This window comes from Pedobacter sp. GW460-11-11-14-TSB4 (assembly GCF_059423705.1).
Genome location: NZ_JBWKYI010000013.1, coordinates 116,038 through 139,355, shown reverse-complemented (window position 1 = coordinate 139,355; position 23,318 = coordinate 116,038). Strand labels below are relative to the sequence as shown.

Genomic DNA, 23,318 nt, shown 5'->3' with positions numbered 1-23,318 from the left:
CAATCATGAAAAAGACAATGAAATTAATAGCAACAGCTGCCTTAGTTATCTTGGTTGCAACTGCTTTTAGTCCACAAAGAGGATATAAGTTAACGGGTAAGATAAAAGGGATAGATAAAGGATTAATTTATCTTTTGCACAATATTGGAGATCAGGAAATTAAAGATTCTGCTGTTATTACCAATGGGGGTTTTGCCTTTAGTGGTACAGTACCGGAGGTTAAAATGTATACCTTAAAACTTAAGGGAGGGAAGCAACAAAAAAACTTCTTTTTAGAAAATAAAAGCATTTCAATAGTTGGCGACAAGGATTCGTTGTTTATGGCCAAAGTAACCGGTTCGCCTGAAACTGATATTTATTTTGGTTTTTATAATGGTCCATGGAAATCGATAACATCAAAAGCTGGTGATATTTACCGCCGTTTGGATAGTGCAAATCAAAAAGGTAAAGTAACCTTAAGTCCGGAACAGCGAAAATCATTTGATGATGAATTTAAAGCACTGGATGTACTTAATCAAAATGCAGTAAGAACTTATGTAAAGGCACACGCCTCTTCAGTAGCAGTTGCTGCAATTGTGGAAGACCGCTTTATTAATTATCCATATCCGGAACAGGCAGCAGCCATGTATGCGTTATTTGATCCGGCAGTTAAGGCTTCATATTATGGAAAAGCCATTGAAGCCAGTTTAGCATTAACCAATAAAACTGCTCCGGGAAAACTGGCTCCCGATTTTGTAATGAATGATGTGGATGGAAAACCACTTAAACTTTCGGCACTGCGCGGGAAATATGTTTTAGTCGATTTTTGGGCTAGCTGGTGCGGCCCCTGCCGTAAAGAAAATCCGAATGTGGTGGCAGCCTACAAAAAATACCATGATAAAGGCTTCGAAATTTTAGGGGTATCGTTACATAGCAAAAAAGAAGCCTGGCTGAAAGCAATTAATGATGACGGTTTAACCTGGAAACATGTTTCTGAACTTAAAGGCTGGTCGAATACTGCTGCAGCATTATATGGCGTAAAATCGGTTCCCGCTAGCTTTTTATTGGATAAGGATGGAAAAGTGCTTGCAAAAGATTTACGTGGAGAAGAATTGAACAATACATTATCAAACCTATTTAAAGATTAATCACATGAGCACATTAAATATGAATAAAAAAATGTTAGGATTACTTTCTCTCATCATTTTAGGAAGTATGAGTGGTTTAAAAGCGCAGACCAAAGCTGTTGATACAACCAGGATATATCTAGACAAACTGGTGGCCTCGAAAGAACCTGCCGATAAAGCACTGCTGGCAGCCAAATTGCAAAAGCTAGCCGCTGCGGATCAGGAAAAAGATGTTGACCTGGCCATTAACTACTATTACCGTTTGAAAAATGTAAAAGCTTCCGATTCGCTGGTTCAGGTGGAGTTGCAAAAATTCCCTAAAGGCGCAAGGGCGAGGGGACAGGAAGCCAGCAAAATTTATGATGAGAAGACGGCAGTGGATAAAGAAAATGCCTATAAAATCTGGATTAAAAAATTTCCGGTTTCAGGTTCTGGAGAAGAATTGATTGTGTACGATTATGCGGTATCGGCTATCGCTTCTGAATATGCAAAAGAGAAAAATGCAGCAAAGGCCATTGAATACATCAGTAAACTTCAGGTAGACTTTTGGAAAGGAAATGGATATGGTGGTATCGCTGAAACCTTTTACAAAACCGGCGATTTAAAAAATGCAGCGGTATACTATAAAAAAGCGATGGAAAGTGCCAAAGTTTATTATGATGGTAAATTGCCTGACGAAAACTCATCGAAATTTGCCGCATCGGGTTACCCAGGTTTAACCATGACCTATGCAGGTATTCTTTATGAGCAAAAAAAGTATAACGAAGCGCTGGTATATGCTGATCTGGCTGCTAAAAATCCAAAAACAGTTTCTCCGAGATCGAATTTCCAATACGCCAAAATATTAATGGCCTTAAATAAAAACCAGGAGGCCTATGCTAAATTGGAAGAGGCTGTAAAATCGGGCAAAGCCAATGATGAAATGAGTAACACCTTTAAAACACTTTACATCAAGGTAAAGGGCAGTGATGCTGGTTTTGATGCCTATGCCGCTGAAATCAGGAAAGGGATTCTGGCCAATCTACAGCAAAAGCTAAATAAGGAAATTATCAATAAACCTGCCGTAGATTTTACTTTAACCGATATTAAAGGAAATAAAGTTACCCTCAGCAGTTTAAAGGGTAAGGTGGTCATCCTTGATTTTTGGGCTACCTGGTGTGGGCCATGTAAGGCTTCTTTTCCTGCCATGCAAATGGCTGTTAATAAATATAAGGAAGATCCAAACGTGAAATTTTTATTTATTCATACCTGGGAAAAAACAGCCACACCCACTCAGGATGCCAGCGATTATATTAACGCGCAAAAATATAGTTTCGAGGTGCTAATGGATATCAAAGATCCTGATTCGAAAGTGAACAAGGTGGTTACCGATTATAAAGTGTCGGGAATTCCTTCCAAATTCGTGATTGATCCTGCGGGAAACATCAGATTTAACCTTATGGGTTTTGATGGTAGCAATGAAGCTGCAGTAGACGAAATTTCGATGATGATTGATATGATAAAAAAAGGTTAAACCTTTAATTTACCTGATTTTTAACCCTGTACAAACAACTGTACGGGGTTTCTTTTTTTGAAGGATTTTGATTCCAATTTAAATTATTGGATTTAACCATTTTCTATGGATACCTGAATGTCGCGCTTTTCGGTTTTATGCAGCGCTTTGCTTCTGATCCTGCTTAAGGTTTCCAATCTCATTCCTAAATAGCTTGCCAGATAACGAAGCGGTATTTTGTTTAAGTCTACTTTTCTGCTCTCTGCCAGCTTTTGGTACCGCCGCAATGCATTGGGTATTCTGGCCAGTATCGATCTTTCAGATGCCGCATAATAGTGTACCGCCAGCAATTTCCTTCCTATAATATTGGCTTCTTCGAAATGGGCATATGCATAATCGATTAATGTATAGGGAATGCGGGTCAGTTCACAATCTTCCAGGGCCTGTAAATATTCTACAGAGTGCTTAGCTTGTAAATCAGGATGGCGGATAGCCCCTACAATATTATTCCCAAAGCAAAACCAGGTGGTAATATCTTTAGTACCATCTTTTACAAAACCGCGAACAATACCACTATTTACAAAGTAAAGTGCTGCATTACTATCAACAGGAGAAACAATGTGTTTATTCTTCCTAATGCTTACCAATGTGCAATGTTTTTCGTACTGGGCAATAAGGCCGCCAGAAAGCTTATGGTATTGTTCCATATACTGGATAAGTGGCCGTACAAAAGAACTGGTGCTAGAATTGAGCATAATGTTATAAACTTTAGGTTCAGAGAGGGATCTTTTTAAGATAAATAACCACTTGCTATTTCATAATATACAAAATAATCTGAAAACTTGCATTTAAATAAGTAATAATACATGAAGATTGGTTGCGGTAAGCCCATGTATCATTTTTTCGATTTTAAATTCTACCAGGTCGCCGATATTAATATTTTCATTAAGGGTTGCTAGACAAAATGCGATTTCCTGTTCATTTTCATCTCGTATAAATCCAAGGCCAACCGATTGATCGATTTGTATTATCGTGCCTTTCCTCATGGTATGTCTGTTTAATTTTAATGGACATACGTTTAATGCAGCAACAAAGTTTTTTAGTATGATTAATGCGCCGGATGGCAAAATGGGGCGATAGATTGCCATAATGAAATTAATCCTTCCATTTTGGTAAGGTACCAATCCTATGTGGTCCCCGAAGAAAAAAAATAATGGCCCCTATGATTGTTTAAACTGCTATTTAGGTATTCATACTGGTTTGGGGCATTTCCTTTGTGATTGGCCTGGCATGAAATTTAAATCATAATGGATAACCACATCATTTTTGTGCGCATTGCCGATCAGGACGATGCACATTACGCAGAAGAAATTATACAGGAAACAGAACAATCTGCCATTGCAAGGGGTTCAGGCATTGCCAAAAGAACCTTAGCATCGGTAATTGAGAAAATGGCTGCCGGCAAGGCGGTTATTGCCTTAACCAATACAGGCGAGTGGGTAGGTTTTTCCTACCTCGAAACCTGGGAAGATGAACGCTTCGTTTCCAACTCAGGACTTATTGTTGCACCGAAATTCCGAAATTCAGGGGTAGCCAGGTCCATCAAAAACAGAATCTTCAAAATGTCGAGAAGATTGTATCCTCATTCAAAAATCTTTAGCATTACCTCTGGCCCTGCAATTATGCGGATGAATGCCAAACTTGGTTTTCTTCCGGTAAGTTTTGCCGAGATCACCCATGATGAGCATTTCTGGGAAGGTTGCAAAAGCTGTGTGAACTACGACATTTTAACACGCAAGAAAAAATGCAATTGTCTCTGTACCGCGATGCTTTTCGATCCTGAATACTTTTCTGATGCACAGCCCGTAGTTTATCAGCATGCTGAGATCTACCAGGAAATCACTTATTCTTAAAACGACTAAACACATTGTTATGAATACGATCAGTAAAATAAAACTTACCGAAGGTCCTGATCTTAACCACCTCTATCAGGAATCACTCGAACTCCTTTCCTCATTAATCTCTATTCCTTCCATCAGTGGCGATGAAATGCTGACCGCCGATCAGATCGAAACTTTTTTAAACCTTCAGGGCATTAATACTTTTAGGAAACACAACAACATCTGGTGTTACAATAAATATATGGACGCTTCAAAGCCAACCATTCTGTTAAACTCTCACCACGATACCGTTAGGCCTAATGAACAATATACCAGAGATCCTTTCAGTCCGATTATAGAGGAAGAAAAAATATACGGGTTGGGTAGTAACGATGCCGGAGGACCGCTGGTTGCTTTAACCGCCACCTTCCTGTACTTCTTTGAACGAAAAGACCTTTCGTTTAACCTTTGTCTGGCGGCAACTGCCGAAGAAGAAACCTCAGGAGAATTGGGTATCCGCAGCATATTACCTGATCTAAAAGAAATATCTTTTGCCATTGTAGGCGAACCTACAGGCATGCACATGGCCATTGCCGAAAAAGGCTCGATGGTAATCGACTGCGTTTCGAAAGGTCGCTCAGGTCATGCAGCAAGGGAAGAAGGTGATAATGCCATTTACCATGCGCTTAAAGATATCGACTGGTTTAAAAGTTATCTGTTTCCCATCATGGATGATCAACCGCAGCCTGTGAAAATGACGGTAACTGAGATCAGGGCGGGTATCCAACACAATATTGTTCCGGCCGAGTGCAGCTTTACGGTAGATATCCGTTTCGATCATAACTATAACGAAAGAGAAATCGTAAATACCATTATTAACCATACCTCATGCCATTTTACGGTGCGGCCAAATGTATTAAAACCATCATTTATCGATATGTTACATCCGGTGGTAGTAAGCGGACTGTCACTAGGCAGGAAAACTTACCTTTCGCCAACAAGCTCAGATCAGGGCTGGCTGGATATGCCATCGGTTAAAATGGGGCCAGGTAATTCTGCACGTTCTCATACCGCCGATGAATTTATCGGTATTGAAGAAATAGAAGAGGGGATTGATATTTACATTAGTTTGCTTGAAGGGCTGAAGCTGTGATTGTCATCCTGAACGGATCTAGTCTACTAGTCTTAGCGTCGCGCTAAGACTAACTTTTTTGCTACCCCCCTCTCTAAAAGGATCGTCATCTCGACTGAAACGCAGTAAAATGGAGAGATCTAATCTTGCATAAAAGACCCTGAAACAAGTTCAGGGTGACGACTCGCCCTATTTAGTCTTAGCGTCTTTACTAGTCTTAGCGTCGCGCTAAGACTTTTGTTTTTTTGCCACGGAGATTCAGAAAATATGGATTACATGTTGAGGTCTTAGCGAGACGCTAAGACCAGGGTTTAGCAATCTTACAACGATTGCTATTTTCAAACTCTTAAAGATTGCTTCCCCGAAAGGTCGGGACGGGCTGTCGTTCCTCCTCGCAATGACGAATTCAGTTTTCCCACAATGAAAAAAACCTTTCCAAAATGGAAGGGTTTTTTAATGCCTGATTTTTCTATAATAATATCTTATGTATGTAATTAATTGTAAATCAATTGATTGACTGTATTTTCTCTTTTATGGTACAAGAGTTGGCTAAGGGTATACAAAATCATTACAATCATGACAATACTAATTTTTTTAATCCTCATCCTGCTCTGCTGGGCTACTTACAAATCAATCGACTGGTTCGAAAAAATCTAACATTATGATCGCATTATTCATTATCGCCATCGCCGTATTTATCTATATGATCTACGTGCTGATCAAACCCGAAAAATTTTAATCCTGTCTCCTTTAGGGAGCGCAATTAACAAATCAAAAAATGAACACTGAATTAACAGGCATTATTGCCACATTCCTGCTCACCCTGGTCATCGCAATACCATTGGGTAAATACCTGGCTAAGGTTTTTGCAGGAGAAAAAGTCTGGACAGATTTTTTAAGACCATTGGAAACGGGTATTTACAAGCTTTCCGGAATTAACATTAAAGAACAGATGAACTGGAAACAGCAGTTAAAAGCACTGCTTACCATTAATATACTATGGTTGTTTTACGGCTTTTTTGTACTCATCTTCCAGGATAAACTTCCATTCAATCCGGATGGAAATCCCGGGATGACTCCGGATCTGGCCTTTAACACGATTATCAGTTTTGTTGCGAACTGTAACCTTCAGCACTACTCAGGCGAGAGTGGCGTAAGTTACCTCACCCAGCAATACGTACTGATGTTTCTTCAGTTTGTAAGTGCGGCAACCGGTATCGCCGCTGCGGTAGTCCTTTTTAAAGCCTTTAGAGATAAAACAACTACCGAACTGGGCAACTTCTGGGAATTCTTTGTCAAATCAATCACCCGTTTATTATTGCCATTATCACTTGTAGTTGCCTTAATTTTAACTTTTAACGGCACACCTGCAAGTTATGAGGGTAAAGATCAGTTTATTTCGCTGCAAGGCGATACTGTTCATGTTTCGAGAGGACCAGCAGCTCAAATGATTGCCATTAAACATTTAGGTACAAATGGTGGTGGTTATTTTGGGGCTAATTCAGCACATCCTTTTGAAAACCCAAGCTACTTAACCAACATGGTGGAAATGATGGCGCAAACGATTATCCCTTTAGCGATGATCATCGCCTTTGGTTATTTTATCCGCAGGAAAAAACTAGCCTGGACCATTTTTGGCGTAATGACCATTGGTTTGTTCATGCTGCTTTTACCCACTTTAAGTTCAGAATTGGGCGGAAATCCGGCCCTGGCCAAAATGGGTATCTCGCAAACTACCGGCGCAATGGAAGGTAAAGAAGTACGTTTCGGACCTGCAGCCACCGCCTATTGGAGTACACTTACCACGGTAATCTCTACCGGATCGGTAAACGGAATGCACGACAGTACGATGCCTTTAACAGGGTTATGGCAATTATTGGCCATGATGATCAACTCCTTTTACGGCGGTTGTGGTGTAGGTTTATTGAATTACTTTATTTATCTGATAGTTGCTGTATTTATTTCAGGCTTGATGGTGGGCAGAACGCCGGAGTTTCTTGGACATAAGGTTGAAGCCCGGGAGATCAAAATTGCAGCCATTATTACGCTGTTGAGTCCGTTTTTAATCCTCGCCGGAACTGCAATTGCCAGTTACATTTTTACCAGTCATGGCGACGCCGCCTGGGCGGTACAGCCAAAAAACTGGCTCAATAATCCTGGTTTTCACGGTTTCTCTGAGATGTTGTATGAAATGACTTCATCTAATGCCAACAACGGATCGGGGTTTGAAGGATTGGGCGATAACAATATTTTCTGGAACTTATCTACCGGTATTGTGATTTTCCTTGGTCGTTTCCTGCCGATTATCGGACCTGTTGCGATTGCTGGATTATTAGGCGCTAAAAAATTCATTCCTGAATCTGCAGGTACACTTAAAACAGATACTAAGACCTTTGCCCTAATGACTTTCGCGGTAATCATCGTGTTAAATGCACTTTCTTATTTCCCTGCTCTGGCTTTAGGCCCCTTGGCAGAATATTTTACTCACTAAGATGGGAAAGGTAAGAGGGATGATGGAAAATGAGTATTAAGCCCTCCATCATCCTTCACACATCTTCCATTACACATAAATAAATAATATGAAACCCAATAATAAATTGTTCGAACCTGCCCTGGTGCAGACCGCGCTAAAACAATCTTTCATCAAACTCGATCCACGGGTAATGGTTCGCAACCCGGTTATGTTTACCGTTGAGATTGGAACACTGGTTATGGCATATGTTACAGTGTATTCTTTCAACCATAACGGACAAGGATCGCCATTATATAATTTCTTCATCTTTTTAGTTTTATTGCTTACCGTGCTGTTTGCAAATTTTGCCGAAGCCATTGCTGAGGCAAGAGGTAAGGCACAGGCCGATAGTCTCCGTAAAACAAGAGAGGAAACACCAGCAAAAGTGCTTTTGGCCAACGGAACTATCGAAATCCGTTCGTCCAACCAGTTAAAAAAAGGCGATGTGTTTATTTGCGAAGCAGGAGACACCATCCCAACTGATGGAGAGATCATCGAAGGTATTGCTACTATCGACGAATCGGCCATTACCGGGGAATCTGCCCCTGTAATCCGTGAATCTGGAGGTGATAAATCATCGGTAACCGGTGGAACAAAAGTTTTATCTGATGAGATCAAGGTTCAGGTGAGCACTGCTCCCGGCGATAGTTTTTTAGATAAGATGATTGCTTTGGTTGAAGGTGCATCGCGTCAGAAAACACCAAACGAGATCGCCTTAACCATTTTGCTGGCCAGTTTTACGCTGGTATTCATTATTGTTTGCGTAACCTTAAAACCATTTGCCGATTATGCCAATACACCAATTACCATTGCGGCACTGATCTCTCTTTTCGTTTGTTTAATTCCAACCACTATTGGTGGATTACTATCAGCGATTGGTATCGCCGGAATGGACAGGGCATTGAGAGCTAACGTAATCACCAAATCGGGTAAAGCCGTAGAAACTGCAGGCGATATTGATGTACTGCTTTTAGATAAAACCGGAACCATTACGATTGGTAACCGTAAAGCCACTAATTTTTATCCAACTGCTGGCGTAAACATTAAAGCTTTTACCGATGCCTGCTTACTGAGCTCATTAGCCGATGAAACCCCTGAGGGGAAATCAATCATCGAGTTAGCCGCTGAGCAGGGCATTAAATCTACCGGAACACCACAGGGATCTACTTTCATCAAATTTACCGCCGAAACCCGCTCAAGCGGTTTAGATACGGCCGACGGAAGAAGGATTAGAAAAGGTGCTTTCGATTCGATCAGGAATATTGTCGAGAAAGCTGGGAATATTTTCCCTTCCGATATCGAAAACCATGTAAAGGCCATTGCTACCAATGGAGGAACACCACTTGTGGTATCTGAAAATGAGAAAGCCCTTGGCGTAATCGAATTGCAGGATATCATTAAACCTGGAATTAGCGAGCGTTTCGAACGCCTCAGGAAAATGGGTGTAAAAACCGTAATGGTTACCGGTGATAATCCTTTAACGGCTAAATATATTGCGGAGAAAGCAGGTGTGGACGATTTTATCGCTGAGGCCAAACCAGAGGATAAAATGAACTACATCAAGGATGAACAGGCGCTGGGCAAGCTGGTTGCCATGATGGGGGATGGTACTAACGATGCGCCCGCCTTGGCCCAAGCCGATGTTGGTGTAGCCATGAACAGTGGAACACAGGCTGCAAAAGAGGCCGGTAATATGGTCGATTTAGATAACGACCCTACTAAACTCATCGAGATTGTAGAAATCGGTAAACAACTGCTCATTACACGAGGTACGCTGACTACTTTTTCCATTGCGAATGATGTAGCTAAGTATTTTGCCATCGTTCCGGCTTTATTTATCGCTTCAATTCCTGCCTTGCAAAGCCTGAATATTATGGGACTGCATTCACCAGAATCGGCCATCATGTCGGCCGTGATTTTTAATGCCATCATTATTCCGATCCTGATCCCGCTGGCCCTGAAAGGTGTGGCTTATAAACCGATCGGTGCAACCGCTTTATTACGCAGGAATCTATTCATATATGGCATTGGTGGGGTAGTTGCTCCATTTATAGGCATTAAAATAATCGATTTATTGGTTGGCTTATTTGTGTAAAGAATCCTGTCACGTTGAGTTTGTCGAAACACAATAACAAAAGTACTTCGACAGGCTCTGGATGACAATAAAAATAAAAATAAAATGAAAAAGTATATCATTCAATCCATCCGCTTAACCCTTGTACTGTTGGTACTGTTATGCGTAGTATATCCCATCAGTGTGGCCTTTATCGGTAAAATGTCTAAAGGAAACGGTGGAGGAGAAAAAATCACCAAAAATGGTAAAACAGTTGGTTATGCGCTGCTGGGTCAATCTTTTACCAAACCAGAATATTTCTGGGGAAGGCCATCAGCAGTGGCTTACAATGCAGCAGGTTCTGCAGGTTCTAACAAAGGCCCGTCTAATCCTGATTATTTAAAAGAGGTGCAGTCGCGTATCGATACTTTATTGAAATACAATCCGGGCATCAAAAAATCAGATATCCCTGCCGATATGGTTACTGCATCAGGAAGCGGGCTTGATCCAAATATTTCTGAACAGGGTGCTGCCCTGCAGGTGGCAAGAGTGGCTAAGGCAAGGAAAATAGAGGAGAAAAAAGTAAAAGAACTAATTGCCATGAATACCCTAAAACCCTTTATGGGCATGTTCGGTCCATCATCGGTAAATGTGTTGAAACTAAACCTTGCCCTTGATGAACTTTAATTAGTGGTTTAGCGAGAAAACGTCATCTCGACCGTAGTGGAGAGATCTTTGAAAATTCATTTAATGAGATCTCTCCATTCCGTTGCACTTCAGTCGAGATGACGATCACGCCAGGCTTTACCCAATAAAAACAATCAGATAAAATAAATAGAAAATACAGATGAAAAAATTATTATTACTAGCCGCTGCAGTTACCACTACATTCTTCGCGAAAGCACAGGAAGAACCTAAAATTAAAGTAAGCGGTTACCTTGAGGCCTATTACGGATATGATTTTAACAAACCTGCCGATCATAACCGCCCGGGTTTTATTTATTCGCACAACCGTGCGAACGAGGTAAATTTAAATCTTGGTTTTATTAAAGCGGCCTACGATAGTGGAAATATCCGCGCCAATTTAGCGGTAATGGCCGGAAGCTATGCCAATGCAAACCTTGCTGCGGAGCCAGGCGTATTAAAAAATATTTTTGAAGCCAATGCAGGCCTGAAATTATCGAAATCGGAAAACCTTTGGATTGATGCCGGAATCTTTTCTTCACACATCGGTTTTGAAGGTGCAGTTTCAAAAGACTGCTGGGTACTCACCAGAAATATCTCTTCAGAGAACACCCCTTATTACGAATCGGGTGCGAAAATTAGCTATGGAACTAAAGATGGCAAATTTACAGCAACAGCACTTTACCTCAACGGGTGGCAGCGCATTACCCGCCAGAATGGAAATGATAAACCTGCAGGCGGACTTCAGCTGAGCTGGAAACCAACAGATAAGATCACCGTAAACTACAGCAATTATCTTGGAACGGAAGGCATTGATTCGGTTAGGGTAAACAGATTTTACCACAATGTTTATGGTATCTTCCAGCTTACCGATAAATTTGGCGTAACTGTTGGATTTGATTACGGAACGCAGCAAAAACAAAAAGGAAGTGATGATAAAAACGAGGTGATCTCACCTGTTGCAATCCTGCAATATAAATTTGCTCCGAAATGGGCTGTTGCCGGAAGATTCGAATATTATGAAGATAAAAATGGAATCTTTGTCGCTACCGGAACGCCCAATGGCTTCAAGACAAAAGGCTATTCGTTAAACCTTGATTATGCACCAATATCAAATGCGGTGATCAGGATAGAAGGAAAAGCCTACGATAGCAAGGACAAAATCTTTGCAAGGGATGCAGCAGCGGTAAATGCCAATGCCACCCTTACGGCCAGTATCGCCGTATCGTTTTAGGAAGAGTCAGTTCGTCATTTCGAGCGGAGCACCGCGTAGTCGAGAACCACGAAGTGCTCAGCAAAGCTAAATCTAATGCAGATCTCTCCATTCAGCTGCGCTTCAGTCGAGATGACGACTGATATTTTAAATACTCTTAATATTAAAACAATGCATCCATACATAGAAATCCTGTTCAGCATTTTTTTGGCTATACTGGGCACGTTGATGATCAGAAAGCTTAGTGCTTTGAAAAACAGCAGGAGTAGCAAAATCAAAAGAAGTTATGCAACAGAAAAGCAGAACAAGCTGCTTTCCAGGAAGATTTCACTTAAATTTATGTTGGTATTGTTTACGCTTATGATGGTGATCGCCGTTACCATATTGATAGAAAAAAGAATAATGACCGTTACCTGGTAAAGATCATGGAAGAAGAACAAAAAGAAGAATCGGTCAGGCACTTTTTGGATCTGGTTAAAAAATCCAGGCGTGGAAAGCTCAAGATTTATATTGGCATGAGTGCCGGTGTGGGCAAAACTTACCGTATGCTCCAGGAATCGCATGCCTTACTGCGGAATGGTGTAGACATTTGCATCGGTTATGTTGAAACCCACAAAAGAGCAGAAACAGAAGCGCTTGTTGCTGGTCTTCCCATTATTCCGCGACGGAAAATCTTCTATAGGGGCAAAGAAATAGAGGAAATGGATCTCAAGGGGATCATGAACCGCCATCCTGAGATTGTTATTGTTGATGAACTGGCCCATAGCAATGCCGAAGGCAGCAAAAACACCAAACGTTGGCAGGATGTTTTCGATTTGCTCGAGGCAGGAATCAGCGTCATTTCGGCCGTAAATATCCAGCACCTGGAAAGCATTAATGAAGAAATTGAACAGATTACCGGAATAGCGGTTACCGAACGTATTCCGGATAAGATACTGGAGATAGCTGATGAAATCGTAAACATCGACCTTACAGCAGACGAATTGGTTACCCGCCTTAAAGAAGGCAAAATTTACGATCAATCAAAAATCGAAAGGGCACTCGGCAATTTTTTCCAATCTGATAAAATCCTTCAATTGCGCGAACTGGCCTTAAAAGAGGTGGTGCACCAGGTAGAACGGAAAATCCAGACCGAAATTCCAAAATCAATTAAACTCCGGCCTGAACGTTTTTTAGCCTGCATTTCTTCTAACGCCGAAACCGCAGGGGTAGTAATCCGGAAAACAGCAAGATTGGCTTCCTATTACCGATCGCCATGGATTGTATTGTATGTGCAGAGCGATAGTGAAAGCATGGAACGCATAAAACTTGATAAACAACGTCATCTGATCAATCATTTTAAACTGGCTACCGAACTCGGGGCCGAAGTGATCAAAGTAAAAAGTAATGGCATCACCAAAACCATTATCGATGTGGCTACCGAAAAGGAAATTACCACCATTTGCATCGGCAAACCCCATCTTAATATTTTTCAGGTCATCCTGCGTACCGCAGTTTTTAATGGTTTGCTGAAGAATCTGGCGATGAAAGATATCGACCTGGTTATCCTTTCTTAAAATAATAAGGGCTGGTTACATCATTCTCAAATTAATCAAAACCATATCCCTTTATGCGGGGTTGAAATAATAGAACTTATGGAAAGCGATATGGAAAAAAAAGATACTCAAACACGTTTGATTAATGAGATTACCACTACTGGATTGCAAAGTGCGGCCAGGAAACTAGGTGCTTCGGCAAGTAAGGCTCAGATTAGGAAGGGTGTTTCTAAAAACATTAGTTTAATTGATGAATTACTGTGCATTGCGCTGATTAAAAACAAAGATTCGTCTAAAAGGGTACAACAGCGTATCGAGTTTGTTGGCCTGGGCGTTATTGCAGCCCATACCTTTTACCGCGGTTTTAAAAAGAAAAAAAGGTTATTGATTTTAGAAGGCGTTTTTCTCACAGCTGCGCTCGGAGGGGTAATATTGGCTACTCAGCTTAAAACCCTAAAGTAAAAGGTGAATTGATGAAACCATTTATTGAACAAACCTAATGCTGATCGTAAAATCATCAACGTACTGCAGAAATTTACTTTTACCCTTGCCTGGCTTCATTTTTAGCATATTTCTATGACACTTTTTAGCCAGAAAATTGTTCAGTTTGTATAACCCATAGGGCAATTGAAATTTTATCGTAAACATTATTTAAAAATCAAAAAATGGATTTACAGTTAAAGAATAAAACAGCTTTTATAAGTGGCTCTACAGCAGGTATCGGGTTTGCAATTGCCGAAAGTTTATTAAAAGAAGGGGTAAAAGTAATCATCAATGGGCGGTCGCAAAGCAGTGTAGATGATGCCGTGAAATCGTTGCAAGGTATTGCCGGAAACGAATTTATTTCAGGCATAGCCGCCGATTTTTCGAAAGCAGATGAAGTAAGCAACCTGATTGCTCAGCTTCCGGAGATCGATATCCTGATTAATAATGCGGGCATTTTTGAACCTAAAGCTTTTGAAGAAATTAGTGATGAAGATTGGTTTAGGTTTTTCGAAGTCAATGTGATGAGCGGAATCAGGTTATCGCGACAGCTTTTTCCTAAAATGTTAAAGAAAAACTGGGGCAGGATTATTTTTATTTCCAGCGAATCGGCCGTGTTTATTCCGGATGAAATGATCCACTATGGTATGACTAAAACTGCACAGCTGGCGGTTAGCCGTGGCCTGGCAGAATTAACCCAGGGTACGGCGGTAACCGTCAATTCAATTTTGCCCGGGCCTACCAAATCAAAAGGCGTTGGTGGTTTTATTGAAGATTTAGCCAAAAATGGAAACATCTCCATCGCTGAGGTAGAAGCCCATTTCTTTAAGAACATGAGGCCTACTTCATTACTGCAACGCTTTCTTGATGTGAGTGAAATTGCAAACGCCGTTACTTTTTATGTAAGTCCATTAGCCTCCGGAACCAATGGCGCTGCCATTAGGGTAGAAGGCGGCTTAGTAAGATCGATATTGTAATCGGTTAGGGATGATTTACGGGATCATATTAGGCTAATGAGCTTTTAATTTATTATTTTTAGGTTTTAATATTACGCCTCAGTTTTCATGGGGTGACTCATTCAAGAATCATTTTAACGTGCAAATCCAGAATTTTTTAACTACTAAAATCAAAAGCAATGAGTAAGATTACAGTAAAAGACGGAACCGAAATTTATTACAAAGACTGGGGAACCGGACAACCACTTTTTTTTCACCACGGTTGGCCATTATCTGGTGATGATTGGGATGGACAGATGATGTTTTTCCTTAAACAGGGTTACAGGGTTATTGCACACGATCGCCGCGGGCATGGAAGATCCAGTCAAACGGCTGAAGGGCATGAAATGGATACTTATGCCGCGGATGTGGCTGAGCTTACCCAGGCACTTGATTTAAAAGATGCCATACACATTGGCCACTCTACCGGTGGCGGAGAAGTGATTCGTTATGTAGCAAAATACGGAAAAGGCCGTGTAGCGAAAGCTGTGTTAATTAGTGCGGTTACACCCATAATGGTGCAGAACGAAAATAATCCTGATGGTATTCCACTTGCTGTATTTGATGAAATACGTGAAGGTACAGCTTTTAACAGACCGCAATATTTTCAGGATTTTACCATACCCTTTTATGGATATAACCGCGAAGGCGCAAAAATATCGCAGGGCGTTAGAGATAACTGGTGGCGTCAGGGCATGATGGGTGGTGTAAAAGCACATTATGATTGTATTAAAGCTTTTTCGGAAACTGATTTTACTGAAGACCTTAAAAGTGTAGATGTTCCAGTATTGGTGATGCATGGCGAAGACGATCAGATTGTTCCTTTCCCGCTTACAGGGGCAAAAGCCGTAAAACTCTTAAAAAATGGAACATTGATCTCTTATCCTGGTTTTCCTCATGGCATGCCAACCACCGAAGCGGCAACCATAAATAAAGACCTGTTGGCTTTTATCAAATCATAAACCGAAATAATTTTCCAATTAAAACAGAAGCCTTGAAATGTATTTTCAAGGCTTTTTTATTTCGCTTTAAGCTGGTTTCATGTGCGAATCAGCAAAGGTATTGATGGGTACGGAAATATTTTTTTTGCGGCACGTAGGGGTAAGTGCTGTATTGGTTGTCTCATTTTAAAATTAGACAGAAATGAATACAACTTCGACAAAAATTAAAAACAGCTTTTCCGCCAGCATCAGTTTCAAAAAAGCATCTGGTATTAAAGCATTAGGTTTAGCCATACTATTAAGCACGGGATTAAATGGTTTTGCACAAGAAGGCAAAAAAAATAAAGTAAATATTGGTTTGGTATATCCTGTAAGTACGAACGGAACCCACGCGGCGCTGGATACAAATGTATTTTCTTTAAATGCATTGGTTGGTGTTTCAGCAGCAGAAAAAGGGCTCTCCTTCGCAGGGCTCTCTAATATTGTGCGTAAAAATGCAAGCGGAACACAGTTTGCAGGTTTTTCTAACCACATTGGTGGACAAGCAAGTGGGGCACAATTTGCGGGTTTTATCAATACTTATGGTGGTGGAAATGGGGCTGCAATTGCAGGTTTCGCCAATATCTCAAAAGAAAACAGTGGTGCTCAGCTGGCAGGTTTTATGAACTGGACTTCGAAAAATGTTTCAGCCGTACAGGTTGGAGGTTTTATGAATAAAGCGGGTGATGTAAAAGGATCGCAAATTGCAGGTTTTATCAATGTGGCTAAGAAAGTGAAAGGCGTACAGCTTGCGGGTTTTATTAACGTGGCCGATAGCAGCGATTATCCGATTGGGATTATCAATATTGTTAAAAATGGCGAGAAAAGTATAGCCTTAACCACCAACCAGAATTTAACTACGATGGCCACATTCAGATCGGGTGGGAAAGTATTGTATGGTATTATTGGTGCAGGTTATAATTTTAAGAATAAAGAAGAAGTTTACGCTTTCGAAGCCGGTTTAGGGGCTCATTTTTTTCAGTCAGAACACTTTAGGTTAAATGCAGAACTTACCGCCGGCTCATTGCAAAACTTTAAACGGGGCAATTATTTCAAATCTACCTTTCAATTATTGCCTTCACTTAGGATAGGTCCTAATTTAGAAATATTTGCGGGTCCGTCGTTCAATTTTGTATCAACCAATACAGAAGAAGGAAAAACCTTACAGAAACACTACGTAAAAAGTTGGGACAGAAAAGACAATACTTTACATGCCCTGTTTTTAGGTTATACAGGTGGTTTGGCAATTAGTTTTTAAGATAAATGATTGAATGAGTGAGATTTGAATGATTGAATTGGTGCACGAGTTAACATTCGGTTATGCTATCATTCCATCCTTCAGTCATTCCCTTATTCAAAATTCAAAAATTAATAAACATATATTTGACTACAATTAAACCCGTGGAATTAACAGCAGTAGCTTCCGGAATTACAGATCAATACCATGATGATGCCGCATTTGAGCATTTGTTCAAAACGCATTACCATGCGCTGCACGCTTATGCTCAGGTGATTTTAAAAGATGAAGATGTTGCAGAAGAAATTGTTCAGGGAATGTTCTTAAAGTTTTGGGAAAAAAGGGAAAGCCTTAAAATACAATCTATAAAAGCATATCTCTACAAATGTGTTTACAACGATAGTTTAAACTACATTAAACAGGAAAAAACCAAAAGCAAATATCAGGAATTTACGGTACACAGCATGAATACAGAACATGAACCTGCCGCTGCAAAAGTAGAATTTACTGAGCTGCAGCAGCATTTAAGAGATGCCTTGAACCATTTGCCCGAGCAATGCCGCACCATTTTTCAAATGAGCAGGTTCGAAGAATTGAAATACCGCGAAATTGCCGATCATTTAGGTTTATCAATCAAAACGGTAGAAAATCAAATGGGAAAAGCGTTAAGGATTTTAAGATTAAAACTGGCTGATTTTCTGGTGTTTATTTTACTTGGATTATGGTATTATAATGATTTTTTTAATTAGAAGAAGCGCATGACTGATGAATTATTGATAAAGGTTCTTCTAAAAGAAAGTACTGAAGAAGAAAACGAAAAGGTAGAAAAGTGGTTAAATGCTGCCGAAGCCAACAAAAAACATTTCTCGGAGCTGGAAACCATCTGGCAGGTAAGCAACACCCTAAAAAACGAAAACAAGAGGGACGAAGAGCAGGCATGGACAAGTTTTAAGGCGAGAAGAGCAGATTTAAAACCACAGAAGGAAAACATCAGGCCCTTAAATGCCGGTAAAGTGTGGCTAAGGATTGCTGCGGTATTGTTTATTGCCCTGGGCGGATGGATCGCCTACAGTTTATATGGTCCGGGAAAATATACTGAACTCACCGCTACCGCTCAGGTTCGTACGGAAACCTTACCTGATGGATCAGCACTTACCTTAAACAAGAATACCAGAATAAGTTATGTCGCTAACTTTAAAAACAACAGAAAACTGAAATTAGAACAGGGTGATGTGTTTTTTGATGTAGCGAAAGATAAAACACATCCTTTTGTAATCGATATCGAAAAGATAAGTGTAGAAGTAGTGGGTACCTCATTCAACATTAAACATCTTAAAGAGGATACTGAAATTAATGTAGAAACCGGCATTGTGAAGGTTTGTCTGGCCAATGATGTGATTAAACTTTATAAAGGCGAGAAAATTATCATTAATGGCAATACCCGTAAACTGGTAAAAGAACAAAGTACCGATCAGCTTTACAACTATTACCGCAGCAACTTGTTCCAGGCGAATAACATTGCTTTATCCAAACTGGTAAATGCCTTGAATGAGGCCTATGGAAGCAACATCACTTTGGATGAAAAGATTAAGGGCTTAACCATCAATACCACATTAAAAATGGGATCGATCAACCAGAACCTTTACATTATCTGCCAAACCTTAAATTTACAGTTATCCCGTAACGGCAACACCATTTTGTTGTCTGATAAAAAATAATGAAGACAAGACTAATTATTTTATTGCTCTTTATTTCGGGCTATTGTAGCGCGCAGGTTACTACGGTCGATTACAGACGGAATTTGTCAAAAGGAGTAAGCCTGAATGTTAAGCAAGAAAAGGTTGGCAATGTTTTGCAGATGTTAAGCAAAGCCGGCGGATTTTATTTTTCTTATAATGGTGTGCTGTTCAGGCAGGATAGTCTGGTGAACCTGAATGTGAGAAATGTGCCGGTGCGTGAGGTTTTAGATCATCTGTTTGATGGTAAGGTAGATTATAAAGAAAATGCCGAATATATTATTTTACGCTATGCTGTAAATCATTTAACCATAGAAGCGGAACATATTGCTAATGGCGACAATGAATATGCAATAAGCGGTTATGTGGTTGATACCAGGACAGGGAATAAAGTGAAGCAGGCCAGTGTTTACGAAAAAAAACTGCTTCAGGCTGCGCTTACAGATAACAGTGGTTATTTTACATTACGTTTTAGAGGCGAGCACAGTGGTGTCATTTTAACGGCAAGTAAAGAAACCTATCGCGATACCGCCCTGGTTTTTTTGGCTGATATCAATATAAAACCCGGAAAATACGAAGATCCGGATAAAGAGAAAGGTGCATTTTTCTCCAATACTTTTGGCGGAAGGGGAATATGGCGTTTTTTGCTTTCATCAAAGCAACGCATCCAAAACCTGAATATCCCCGATTTTTTAGCGCAGACGCCTTTTCAGGCATCGTTTACGCCTGGCTTAAGCTCGCACGGTAGTATGAGCTCCAGTGTTGTGAACAAAGCATCGTTAAATATCCTTGGTGGTTATACCGCCGGAACAAATGGTTTTGAAATCGCTGGTGTGTTTAACTTAACCAAAGGGGATATTAAAAAGATTCAAATGGCAGGTTTGTTCAATGTCGTAGGCGGATCGGTAAAAGGTACGCAGTTGTCGGGGGCATACAATGATGTAAACCTCAATATGGATGGAGTACAGGTGGCTGGTTTGTTAAACAGAGTAGAAAGTAATGTCAGGGGTTTGCAATTGGCCGGGGCAGGCAACATCGCAGGTAAAGATGTTAAAGGAGCGCAGGTAGCCGGATTGATTAATGTGAGTAAGAATACCACTGGCGTTCAGCTGGCAGGGGTATTGAATAAAACCTCGGGGCGTTTAAAGGGTATGCAGCTTTCCGGATTGGTTAACCATGCTCAAAACATGGATGGTTTTCAGCTTGGCGTGGTTAACCTGGCTGATTCCTCCTCAGGGGTTAGTATCGGTTTAATCAACTTATCCGATAATGGCTACCGTAAAATAACCGTGTATAGCAATGAGCTAATCAATACCAACATCGCTTTTAAAACCGGAAATGCCAATCTATACACCTTATTAATTGCGGGTAAAAATTTTTCAGATACTGCCCGGCTATTTACTTTTGGATTAGGCCTTGGTCATGACTTTATCTTAAACAAACGCTTCTCCGTGGCCGCTGAGGGCACCATCCAATCGATATATCCTGGCCGTGTTGAAGAAGCAAATACCCTATACAGGCTACAAACACACCTGCAGTTTAATGTTTTGTCGAGGCTTGCTTTTTTTGCCGGACCAGCTTATTCGTATTACGTAAAGGGCGAGGCAATTCCTGGTGAAACAGATCAAAAAGAAGTGGCTCCTGCCTGGCATCGTCGCTTTAAAAATGGCACTCAAGGTTGGCTAGGCTGGAACTTCGGCCTTACGGTTTCATTGTAGGAACAGTATTTTACTGGTTTCGCTGTTTGAATTATGGGGCATTTTCTGTAATATTGATTAAGTTCATTTTATTTATGCCTTTGAAAATTTATCGTTTTTATCTGTTGACAGGTATTTTCCTGCTGATCTGTTTTGCCGTTCGGGCTCAAAAACAAGACAGTTCACCTCTTGGTGCATTAACCGATACTACAAAAAAAGGTTTTGTGGCCAAAATGCAGGAGTTTGGCCGTAGGTCGGCTATCAAGAGTAAAAGTGACTTCGATGCCGATAAAGCTACACTTGTGCAGACCAAAATCTTCGATGAAATCAGAACAGTTATGCAAAAGGCAAAAATGTATCTGAAAACCAGTGTGGATACTGTAGGGACAAAAACTGAATTGGAGCAGATCAAGGCAGATTTTATGCTTGCCGGAGATGGTGTTTTTACCAATAAAGGAACCTCGCAAACTTTTAGAAACCTTACTGCTACTTCAAAAATTATAAATGAACTGCTTAATAAAGCCAAAGTAAGGAAAACAAGTCTTGATTTGCGGCAACAGGAACTTGATAATTTCCGTTATCGTTTAGATTCTCTTTCGAGCGTGCCTGCGTTATTTAAGTTTCCAGCAGATTCTCTGGAATTGGCGGGATACCTAAAAAAAATCGCCGTAGTTGCCTATGAAATAGCACCCATTGATACAGCCCTTAAGCAGGCCAGCGGAAATATTCAGACACTTCTGAACCAGATTAATTTAGAAGTGTCGAGCCTTCAGGTCAGCCTGGATGAAATCGATATTTATCAACGTAAAATGGCTTACAATGTCCTTGGACGGGATTTCGGTAATATTTGGCAACCCGTGGGTTTTTACAGGCCATTTGGCGAAATTTTAAGTTTCTCCAAAATAAAAGGTCTGCTCACGCTAAACTTTTATTCCGAAAATAATTCAGGCAAACTACTCATCTTGGTTTTGCTGACAGCCATTTCGTTTATTTACCTGCGTTCATTGAAACGGATCTATACCGCAAGGGAACTTTTAAAAGCAGATTTTGAAGGTCAGCTTGTATTGCGCTACCCGCTGGCATCTGCAATACTACTGGTGCTCAGTCTTTTTCAATTTATTTTTATATCGCCTCCGTTTATCCTCAGTGTTATTTTCTGGTTAATCTCGTGCGTTTGCCTAACCATCATTTTTAAAGGATATATTTCTAAGTACTGGCTCCGTGTTTGGGCTGTTATGGTGCTGTTTTTTATTTTGGCTTCGGCTGATAATTTGATTTTACAGGCTTCCAGAACAGAACGCTGGTTGATATTAATTGCCGCTGTTACAGGCGTAGTGTCAGGGCTTATCATACTCCTCCAGAAAAAGCAACAGGAACTCAGAGAAAAATGGATTACCTATTCTATCAGTTTTATGGTCATCCTCGAAATCTTTGCCGTTCTGGCCGATATATTTGGTCGCTATAACCTGGCAAAAACACTTTTTATCGGCGGTTATCTTAATGTGGTTGTCGCTATTCTTTTTTTATGGGTAGTCAGGTTTATTAATGAAGGTTTATTACTGGCATTCGATGTATATACCGTTCAGGACAAAAAGCTTTTCTATCTTAATTTTGAGCGCGTAGGAAAACAAGCGCCATTACTACTTTATGCGTTGCTGGTATTTGGCTGGCTCATTTTAATGGGGAGGAACTTTCCTGCTTTCGAATATCTGGCAAAACCACTTGGTAATTTCTTTAGCCAGGACAGAACACTCGGTAATTATACCTTTAGTATTAATGGTTTAGTATTGTTTGTGGCCATTATGGCTATTTCGGTATTGGTATCTAAAATCGTTTCTTTCTTCGCATCTGATGAGCATTTAGCGGTTGATAAAGATAGCAAGCAAAAAAAACGCGGACTGGGCAGCTGGATTTTATTGATTAGGATTTTTATCCTGGGCATTGGCTTATTTTTAGCCATTGCAGCGGCAGGTATCCCGATGGATCGGATTACCATCGTACTTGGCGCACTTGGTGTTGGTATTGGTTTTGGCTTGCAAACGCTGGTGAATAACCTGGTGAGTGGTCTGATCATTGCTTTTGAAAAACCGGTAAATGTGGGCGATATTGTAGATGTTGATGGCCAGGGAGGAACAATGAAATCAATTGGTTTCAGAAGCAGCGTAATCTCTACCTGGGATGGGGCAGATGTAGTGATGCCTAATGGCGATCTTTTAAATTCACATCTCGTTAATTGGTCGCTGGCCGGAAACCGGAAGAGGGTATCGATAACATTGGGAATTGCCTATGATGCCGATCTGGAGAAATGCAGACGTGTAATCGGCGAAGTTTTAGATGCAGAGCAGCGGATTAACAAAAACCCTGGCCCGGTAATACAGTACGAACAGTTTGGCTCGAGTACCATCGATTTAAGAATTTATTTCTGGGCGAAACACATCCGTGAGGCGAATGCCACCCGAAGCGACCTGATTGTGGCCATTTCGGAAGCCTTTAAAGCCAATAATATTTCCATTCCTTTTCCACGTCAGGATGTACACCTGCATTATCCAGACAAAGAAGGCGAGCTGCCTCAGGCTTAATAAA

At 40.6% G+C, this 23,318-nt stretch carries 21 protein-coding genes; 19 read left to right on the top strand and 2 right to left on the bottom strand.

Annotation, left to right across the window (positions count from 1 at the left end; genetic code table 11):
* Window positions 1-5 precede the first annotated feature (5 nt).
* On the top strand, window positions 6-1,127 hold the full coding sequence (locus AC07YT_RS14755; RefSeq protein ID WP_086544683.1) for a TlpA disulfide reductase family protein: 1,122 nt from the start codon (window positions 6-8) through the stop codon (window positions 1,125-1,127).
* A gap of 4 nt (window positions 1,128-1,131) precedes the next feature.
* Window positions 1,132-2,619 (top strand): redoxin domain-containing protein, encoded by a 1,488-nt coding sequence (locus tag AC07YT_RS14750; protein ID WP_086544684.1) that lies wholly within the window; start codon window positions 1,132-1,134, stop codon window positions 2,617-2,619.
* 92 nt (window positions 2,620-2,711) lie between these two features.
* Here AC07YT_RS14750 and AC07YT_RS14745 read toward each other — a convergent pair whose 3' ends face one another.
* Both AC07YT_RS14745 and AC07YT_RS14740 read right to left on the bottom strand, forming a co-directional pair.
* Window positions 2,712-3,353, bottom strand: coding sequence for a Crp/Fnr family transcriptional regulator (locus AC07YT_RS14745; RefSeq protein ID WP_145954174.1), 642 nt, complete (start codon window positions 3,351-3,353; stop codon window positions 2,712-2,714).
* Between the two features lie 93 nt (window positions 3,354-3,446).
* A complete protein-coding gene (locus AC07YT_RS14740) occupies window positions 3,447-3,644 on the bottom strand; it encodes a hypothetical protein (RefSeq protein ID WP_145954175.1) in 198 nt (65 codons plus the stop codon).
* 261 nt (window positions 3,645-3,905) lie between these two features.
* On the opposite strand from AC07YT_RS14740, the gene AC07YT_RS14735 reads away from it, so the two are divergent.
* From AC07YT_RS14735 to AC07YT_RS14655, 17 genes are all read left to right on the top strand, one after another.
* Entirely contained in the window at window positions 3,906-4,511 is a 606-nt protein-coding gene (locus AC07YT_RS14735; RefSeq protein WP_086544687.1) for an N-acetyltransferase, read from the top strand.
* A 19-nt stretch (window positions 4,512-4,530) separates the two neighbouring features.
* The gene (locus AC07YT_RS14730) at window positions 4,531-5,631 is read left to right on the top strand and encodes a M20/M25/M40 family metallo-hydrolase (protein ID WP_086544688.1); all 1,101 of its coding nucleotides are present in this window, start codon (window positions 4,531-4,533) and stop codon (window positions 5,629-5,631) included.
* Window positions 5,632-6,271: 640 nt separating this feature from the next.
* Window positions 6,272-6,349 (top strand): potassium-transporting ATPase subunit F, encoded by a 78-nt coding sequence (locus AC07YT_RS14725; protein ID WP_082035969.1) that lies wholly within the window; start codon window positions 6,272-6,274, stop codon window positions 6,347-6,349.
* A gap of 39 nt (window positions 6,350-6,388) precedes the next feature.
* Entirely contained in the window at window positions 6,389-8,101 is a 1,713-nt protein-coding gene (gene kdpA / locus AC07YT_RS14720) for a potassium-transporting ATPase subunit KdpA (protein WP_086544689.1), read from the top strand.
* 88 nt (window positions 8,102-8,189) lie between these two features.
* Complete coding sequence (kdpB, locus tag AC07YT_RS14715) at window positions 8,190-10,217, top strand: potassium-transporting ATPase subunit KdpB (protein ID WP_086544690.1); 2,028 nt, start codon at window positions 8,190-8,192, stop codon at window positions 10,215-10,217.
* Window positions 10,218-10,301: 84 nt separating this feature from the next.
* Window positions 10,302-10,862, top strand: a complete 561-nt coding sequence (locus AC07YT_RS14710; RefSeq protein WP_086544691.1) for a K(+)-transporting ATPase subunit C — start codon at window positions 10,302-10,304, stop codon at window positions 10,860-10,862.
* Window positions 10,863-11,022: 160 nt separating this feature from the next.
* Window positions 11,023-12,093 (top strand): porin, encoded by a 1,071-nt coding sequence (locus AC07YT_RS14705; RefSeq protein ID WP_086544692.1) that lies wholly within the window; start codon window positions 11,023-11,025, stop codon window positions 12,091-12,093.
* A 150-nt stretch (window positions 12,094-12,243) separates the two neighbouring features.
* Entirely contained in the window at window positions 12,244-12,492 is a 249-nt protein-coding gene (locus AC07YT_RS14700) for a hypothetical protein (protein WP_086544693.1), read from the top strand.
* A gap of 5 nt (window positions 12,493-12,497) precedes the next feature.
* Window positions 12,498-13,628, top strand: coding sequence for a histidine kinase (locus AC07YT_RS14695; RefSeq protein ID WP_086544694.1), 1,131 nt, complete (start codon window positions 12,498-12,500; stop codon window positions 13,626-13,628).
* A 90-nt stretch (window positions 13,629-13,718) separates the two neighbouring features.
* A complete protein-coding gene (locus tag AC07YT_RS14690; RefSeq protein ID WP_145954176.1) occupies window positions 13,719-14,069 on the top strand; it encodes a hypothetical protein in 351 nt (116 codons plus the stop codon).
* A 203-nt stretch (window positions 14,070-14,272) separates the two neighbouring features.
* Complete coding sequence (locus AC07YT_RS14685; protein WP_086544696.1) at window positions 14,273-15,067, top strand: SDR family NAD(P)-dependent oxidoreductase; 795 nt, start codon at window positions 14,273-14,275, stop codon at window positions 15,065-15,067.
* 158 nt (window positions 15,068-15,225) lie between these two features.
* On the top strand, window positions 15,226-16,047 hold the full coding sequence (locus tag AC07YT_RS14680; RefSeq protein ID WP_086544697.1) for an alpha/beta fold hydrolase: 822 nt from the start codon (window positions 15,226-15,228) through the stop codon (window positions 16,045-16,047).
* Window positions 16,048-16,228: 181 nt separating this feature from the next.
* A complete protein-coding gene (locus AC07YT_RS14675; protein WP_086544698.1) occupies window positions 16,229-17,323 on the top strand; it encodes a hypothetical protein in 1,095 nt (364 codons plus the stop codon).
* Between the two features lie 125 nt (window positions 17,324-17,448).
* Window positions 17,449-18,051 carry an RNA polymerase sigma-70 factor gene (locus tag AC07YT_RS14670; protein WP_494945382.1) on the top strand — a complete coding sequence of 201 codons (603 nt, stop codon included), beginning with the start codon at window positions 17,449-17,451 and terminating at the stop codon, window positions 18,049-18,051.
* Window positions 18,052-18,060: 9 nt separating this feature from the next.
* Complete coding sequence (locus AC07YT_RS14665) at window positions 18,061-19,020, top strand: FecR family protein (protein ID WP_086544700.1); 960 nt, start codon at window positions 18,061-18,063, stop codon at window positions 19,018-19,020.
* Window positions 19,020-20,756 (top strand): peptidase associated/transthyretin-like domain-containing protein, encoded by a 1,737-nt coding sequence (locus AC07YT_RS14660; protein ID WP_086544701.1) that lies wholly within the window; start codon window positions 19,020-19,022, stop codon window positions 20,754-20,756. Before AC07YT_RS14665 ends, AC07YT_RS14660 begins: the two co-directional genes overlap by 1 nt.
* 74 nt (window positions 20,757-20,830) lie before the next feature.
* The gene (locus AC07YT_RS14655; RefSeq protein WP_494945381.1) at window positions 20,831-23,314 is read left to right on the top strand and encodes a mechanosensitive ion channel family protein; all 2,484 of its coding nucleotides are present in this window, start codon (window positions 20,831-20,833) and stop codon (window positions 23,312-23,314) included.
* Window positions 23,315-23,318: the final 4 nt, after the last annotated feature.

Coding starts and splice junctions, on each gene's coding strand:
- AC07YT_RS14755 (WP_086544683.1), top strand. CDS start 6: ATGAAAAAGACAATGAAATTAATAGCAACAGCTGCCTTAGTTATCTTG.
- AC07YT_RS14750 (WP_086544684.1), top strand. CDS start 1,132: ATGAGCACATTAAATATGAATAAAAAAATGTTAGGATTACTTTCTCTC.
- AC07YT_RS14745 (WP_145954174.1), bottom strand. CDS start 3,353: ATGCTCAATTCTAGCACCAGTTCTTTTGTACGGCCACTTATCCAGTAT.
- AC07YT_RS14740 (WP_145954175.1), bottom strand. CDS start 3,644: ATGAGGAAAGGCACGATAATACAAATCGATCAATCGGTTGGCCTTGGA.
- AC07YT_RS14735 (WP_086544687.1), top strand. CDS start 3,906: ATGGATAACCACATCATTTTTGTGCGCATTGCCGATCAGGACGATGCA.
- AC07YT_RS14730 (WP_086544688.1), top strand. CDS start 4,531: ATGAATACGATCAGTAAAATAAAACTTACCGAAGGTCCTGATCTTAAC.
- AC07YT_RS14725 (WP_082035969.1), top strand. CDS start 6,272: ATGATCGCATTATTCATTATCGCCATCGCCGTATTTATCTATATGATC.
- kdpA (WP_086544689.1), top strand. CDS start 6,389: ATGAACACTGAATTAACAGGCATTATTGCCACATTCCTGCTCACCCTG.
- kdpB (WP_086544690.1), top strand. CDS start 8,190: ATGAAACCCAATAATAAATTGTTCGAACCTGCCCTGGTGCAGACCGCG.
- AC07YT_RS14710 (WP_086544691.1), top strand. CDS start 10,302: ATGAAAAAGTATATCATTCAATCCATCCGCTTAACCCTTGTACTGTTG.
- AC07YT_RS14705 (WP_086544692.1), top strand. CDS start 11,023: ATGAAAAAATTATTATTACTAGCCGCTGCAGTTACCACTACATTCTTC.
- AC07YT_RS14700 (WP_086544693.1), top strand. CDS start 12,244: ATGCATCCATACATAGAAATCCTGTTCAGCATTTTTTTGGCTATACTG.
- AC07YT_RS14695 (WP_086544694.1), top strand. CDS start 12,498: ATGGAAGAAGAACAAAAAGAAGAATCGGTCAGGCACTTTTTGGATCTG.
- AC07YT_RS14690 (WP_145954176.1), top strand. CDS start 13,719: ATGGAAAAAAAAGATACTCAAACACGTTTGATTAATGAGATTACCACT.
- AC07YT_RS14685 (WP_086544696.1), top strand. CDS start 14,273: ATGGATTTACAGTTAAAGAATAAAACAGCTTTTATAAGTGGCTCTACA.
- AC07YT_RS14680 (WP_086544697.1), top strand. CDS start 15,226: ATGAGTAAGATTACAGTAAAAGACGGAACCGAAATTTATTACAAAGAC.
- AC07YT_RS14675 (WP_086544698.1), top strand. CDS start 16,229: ATGAATACAACTTCGACAAAAATTAAAAACAGCTTTTCCGCCAGCATC.
- AC07YT_RS14665 (WP_086544700.1), top strand. CDS start 18,061: ATGACTGATGAATTATTGATAAAGGTTCTTCTAAAAGAAAGTACTGAA.
- AC07YT_RS14660 (WP_086544701.1), top strand. CDS start 19,020: ATGAAGACAAGACTAATTATTTTATTGCTCTTTATTTCGGGCTATTGT.
- AC07YT_RS14655 (WP_494945381.1), top strand. CDS start 20,831: ATGCCTTTGAAAATTTATCGTTTTTATCTGTTGACAGGTATTTTCCTG.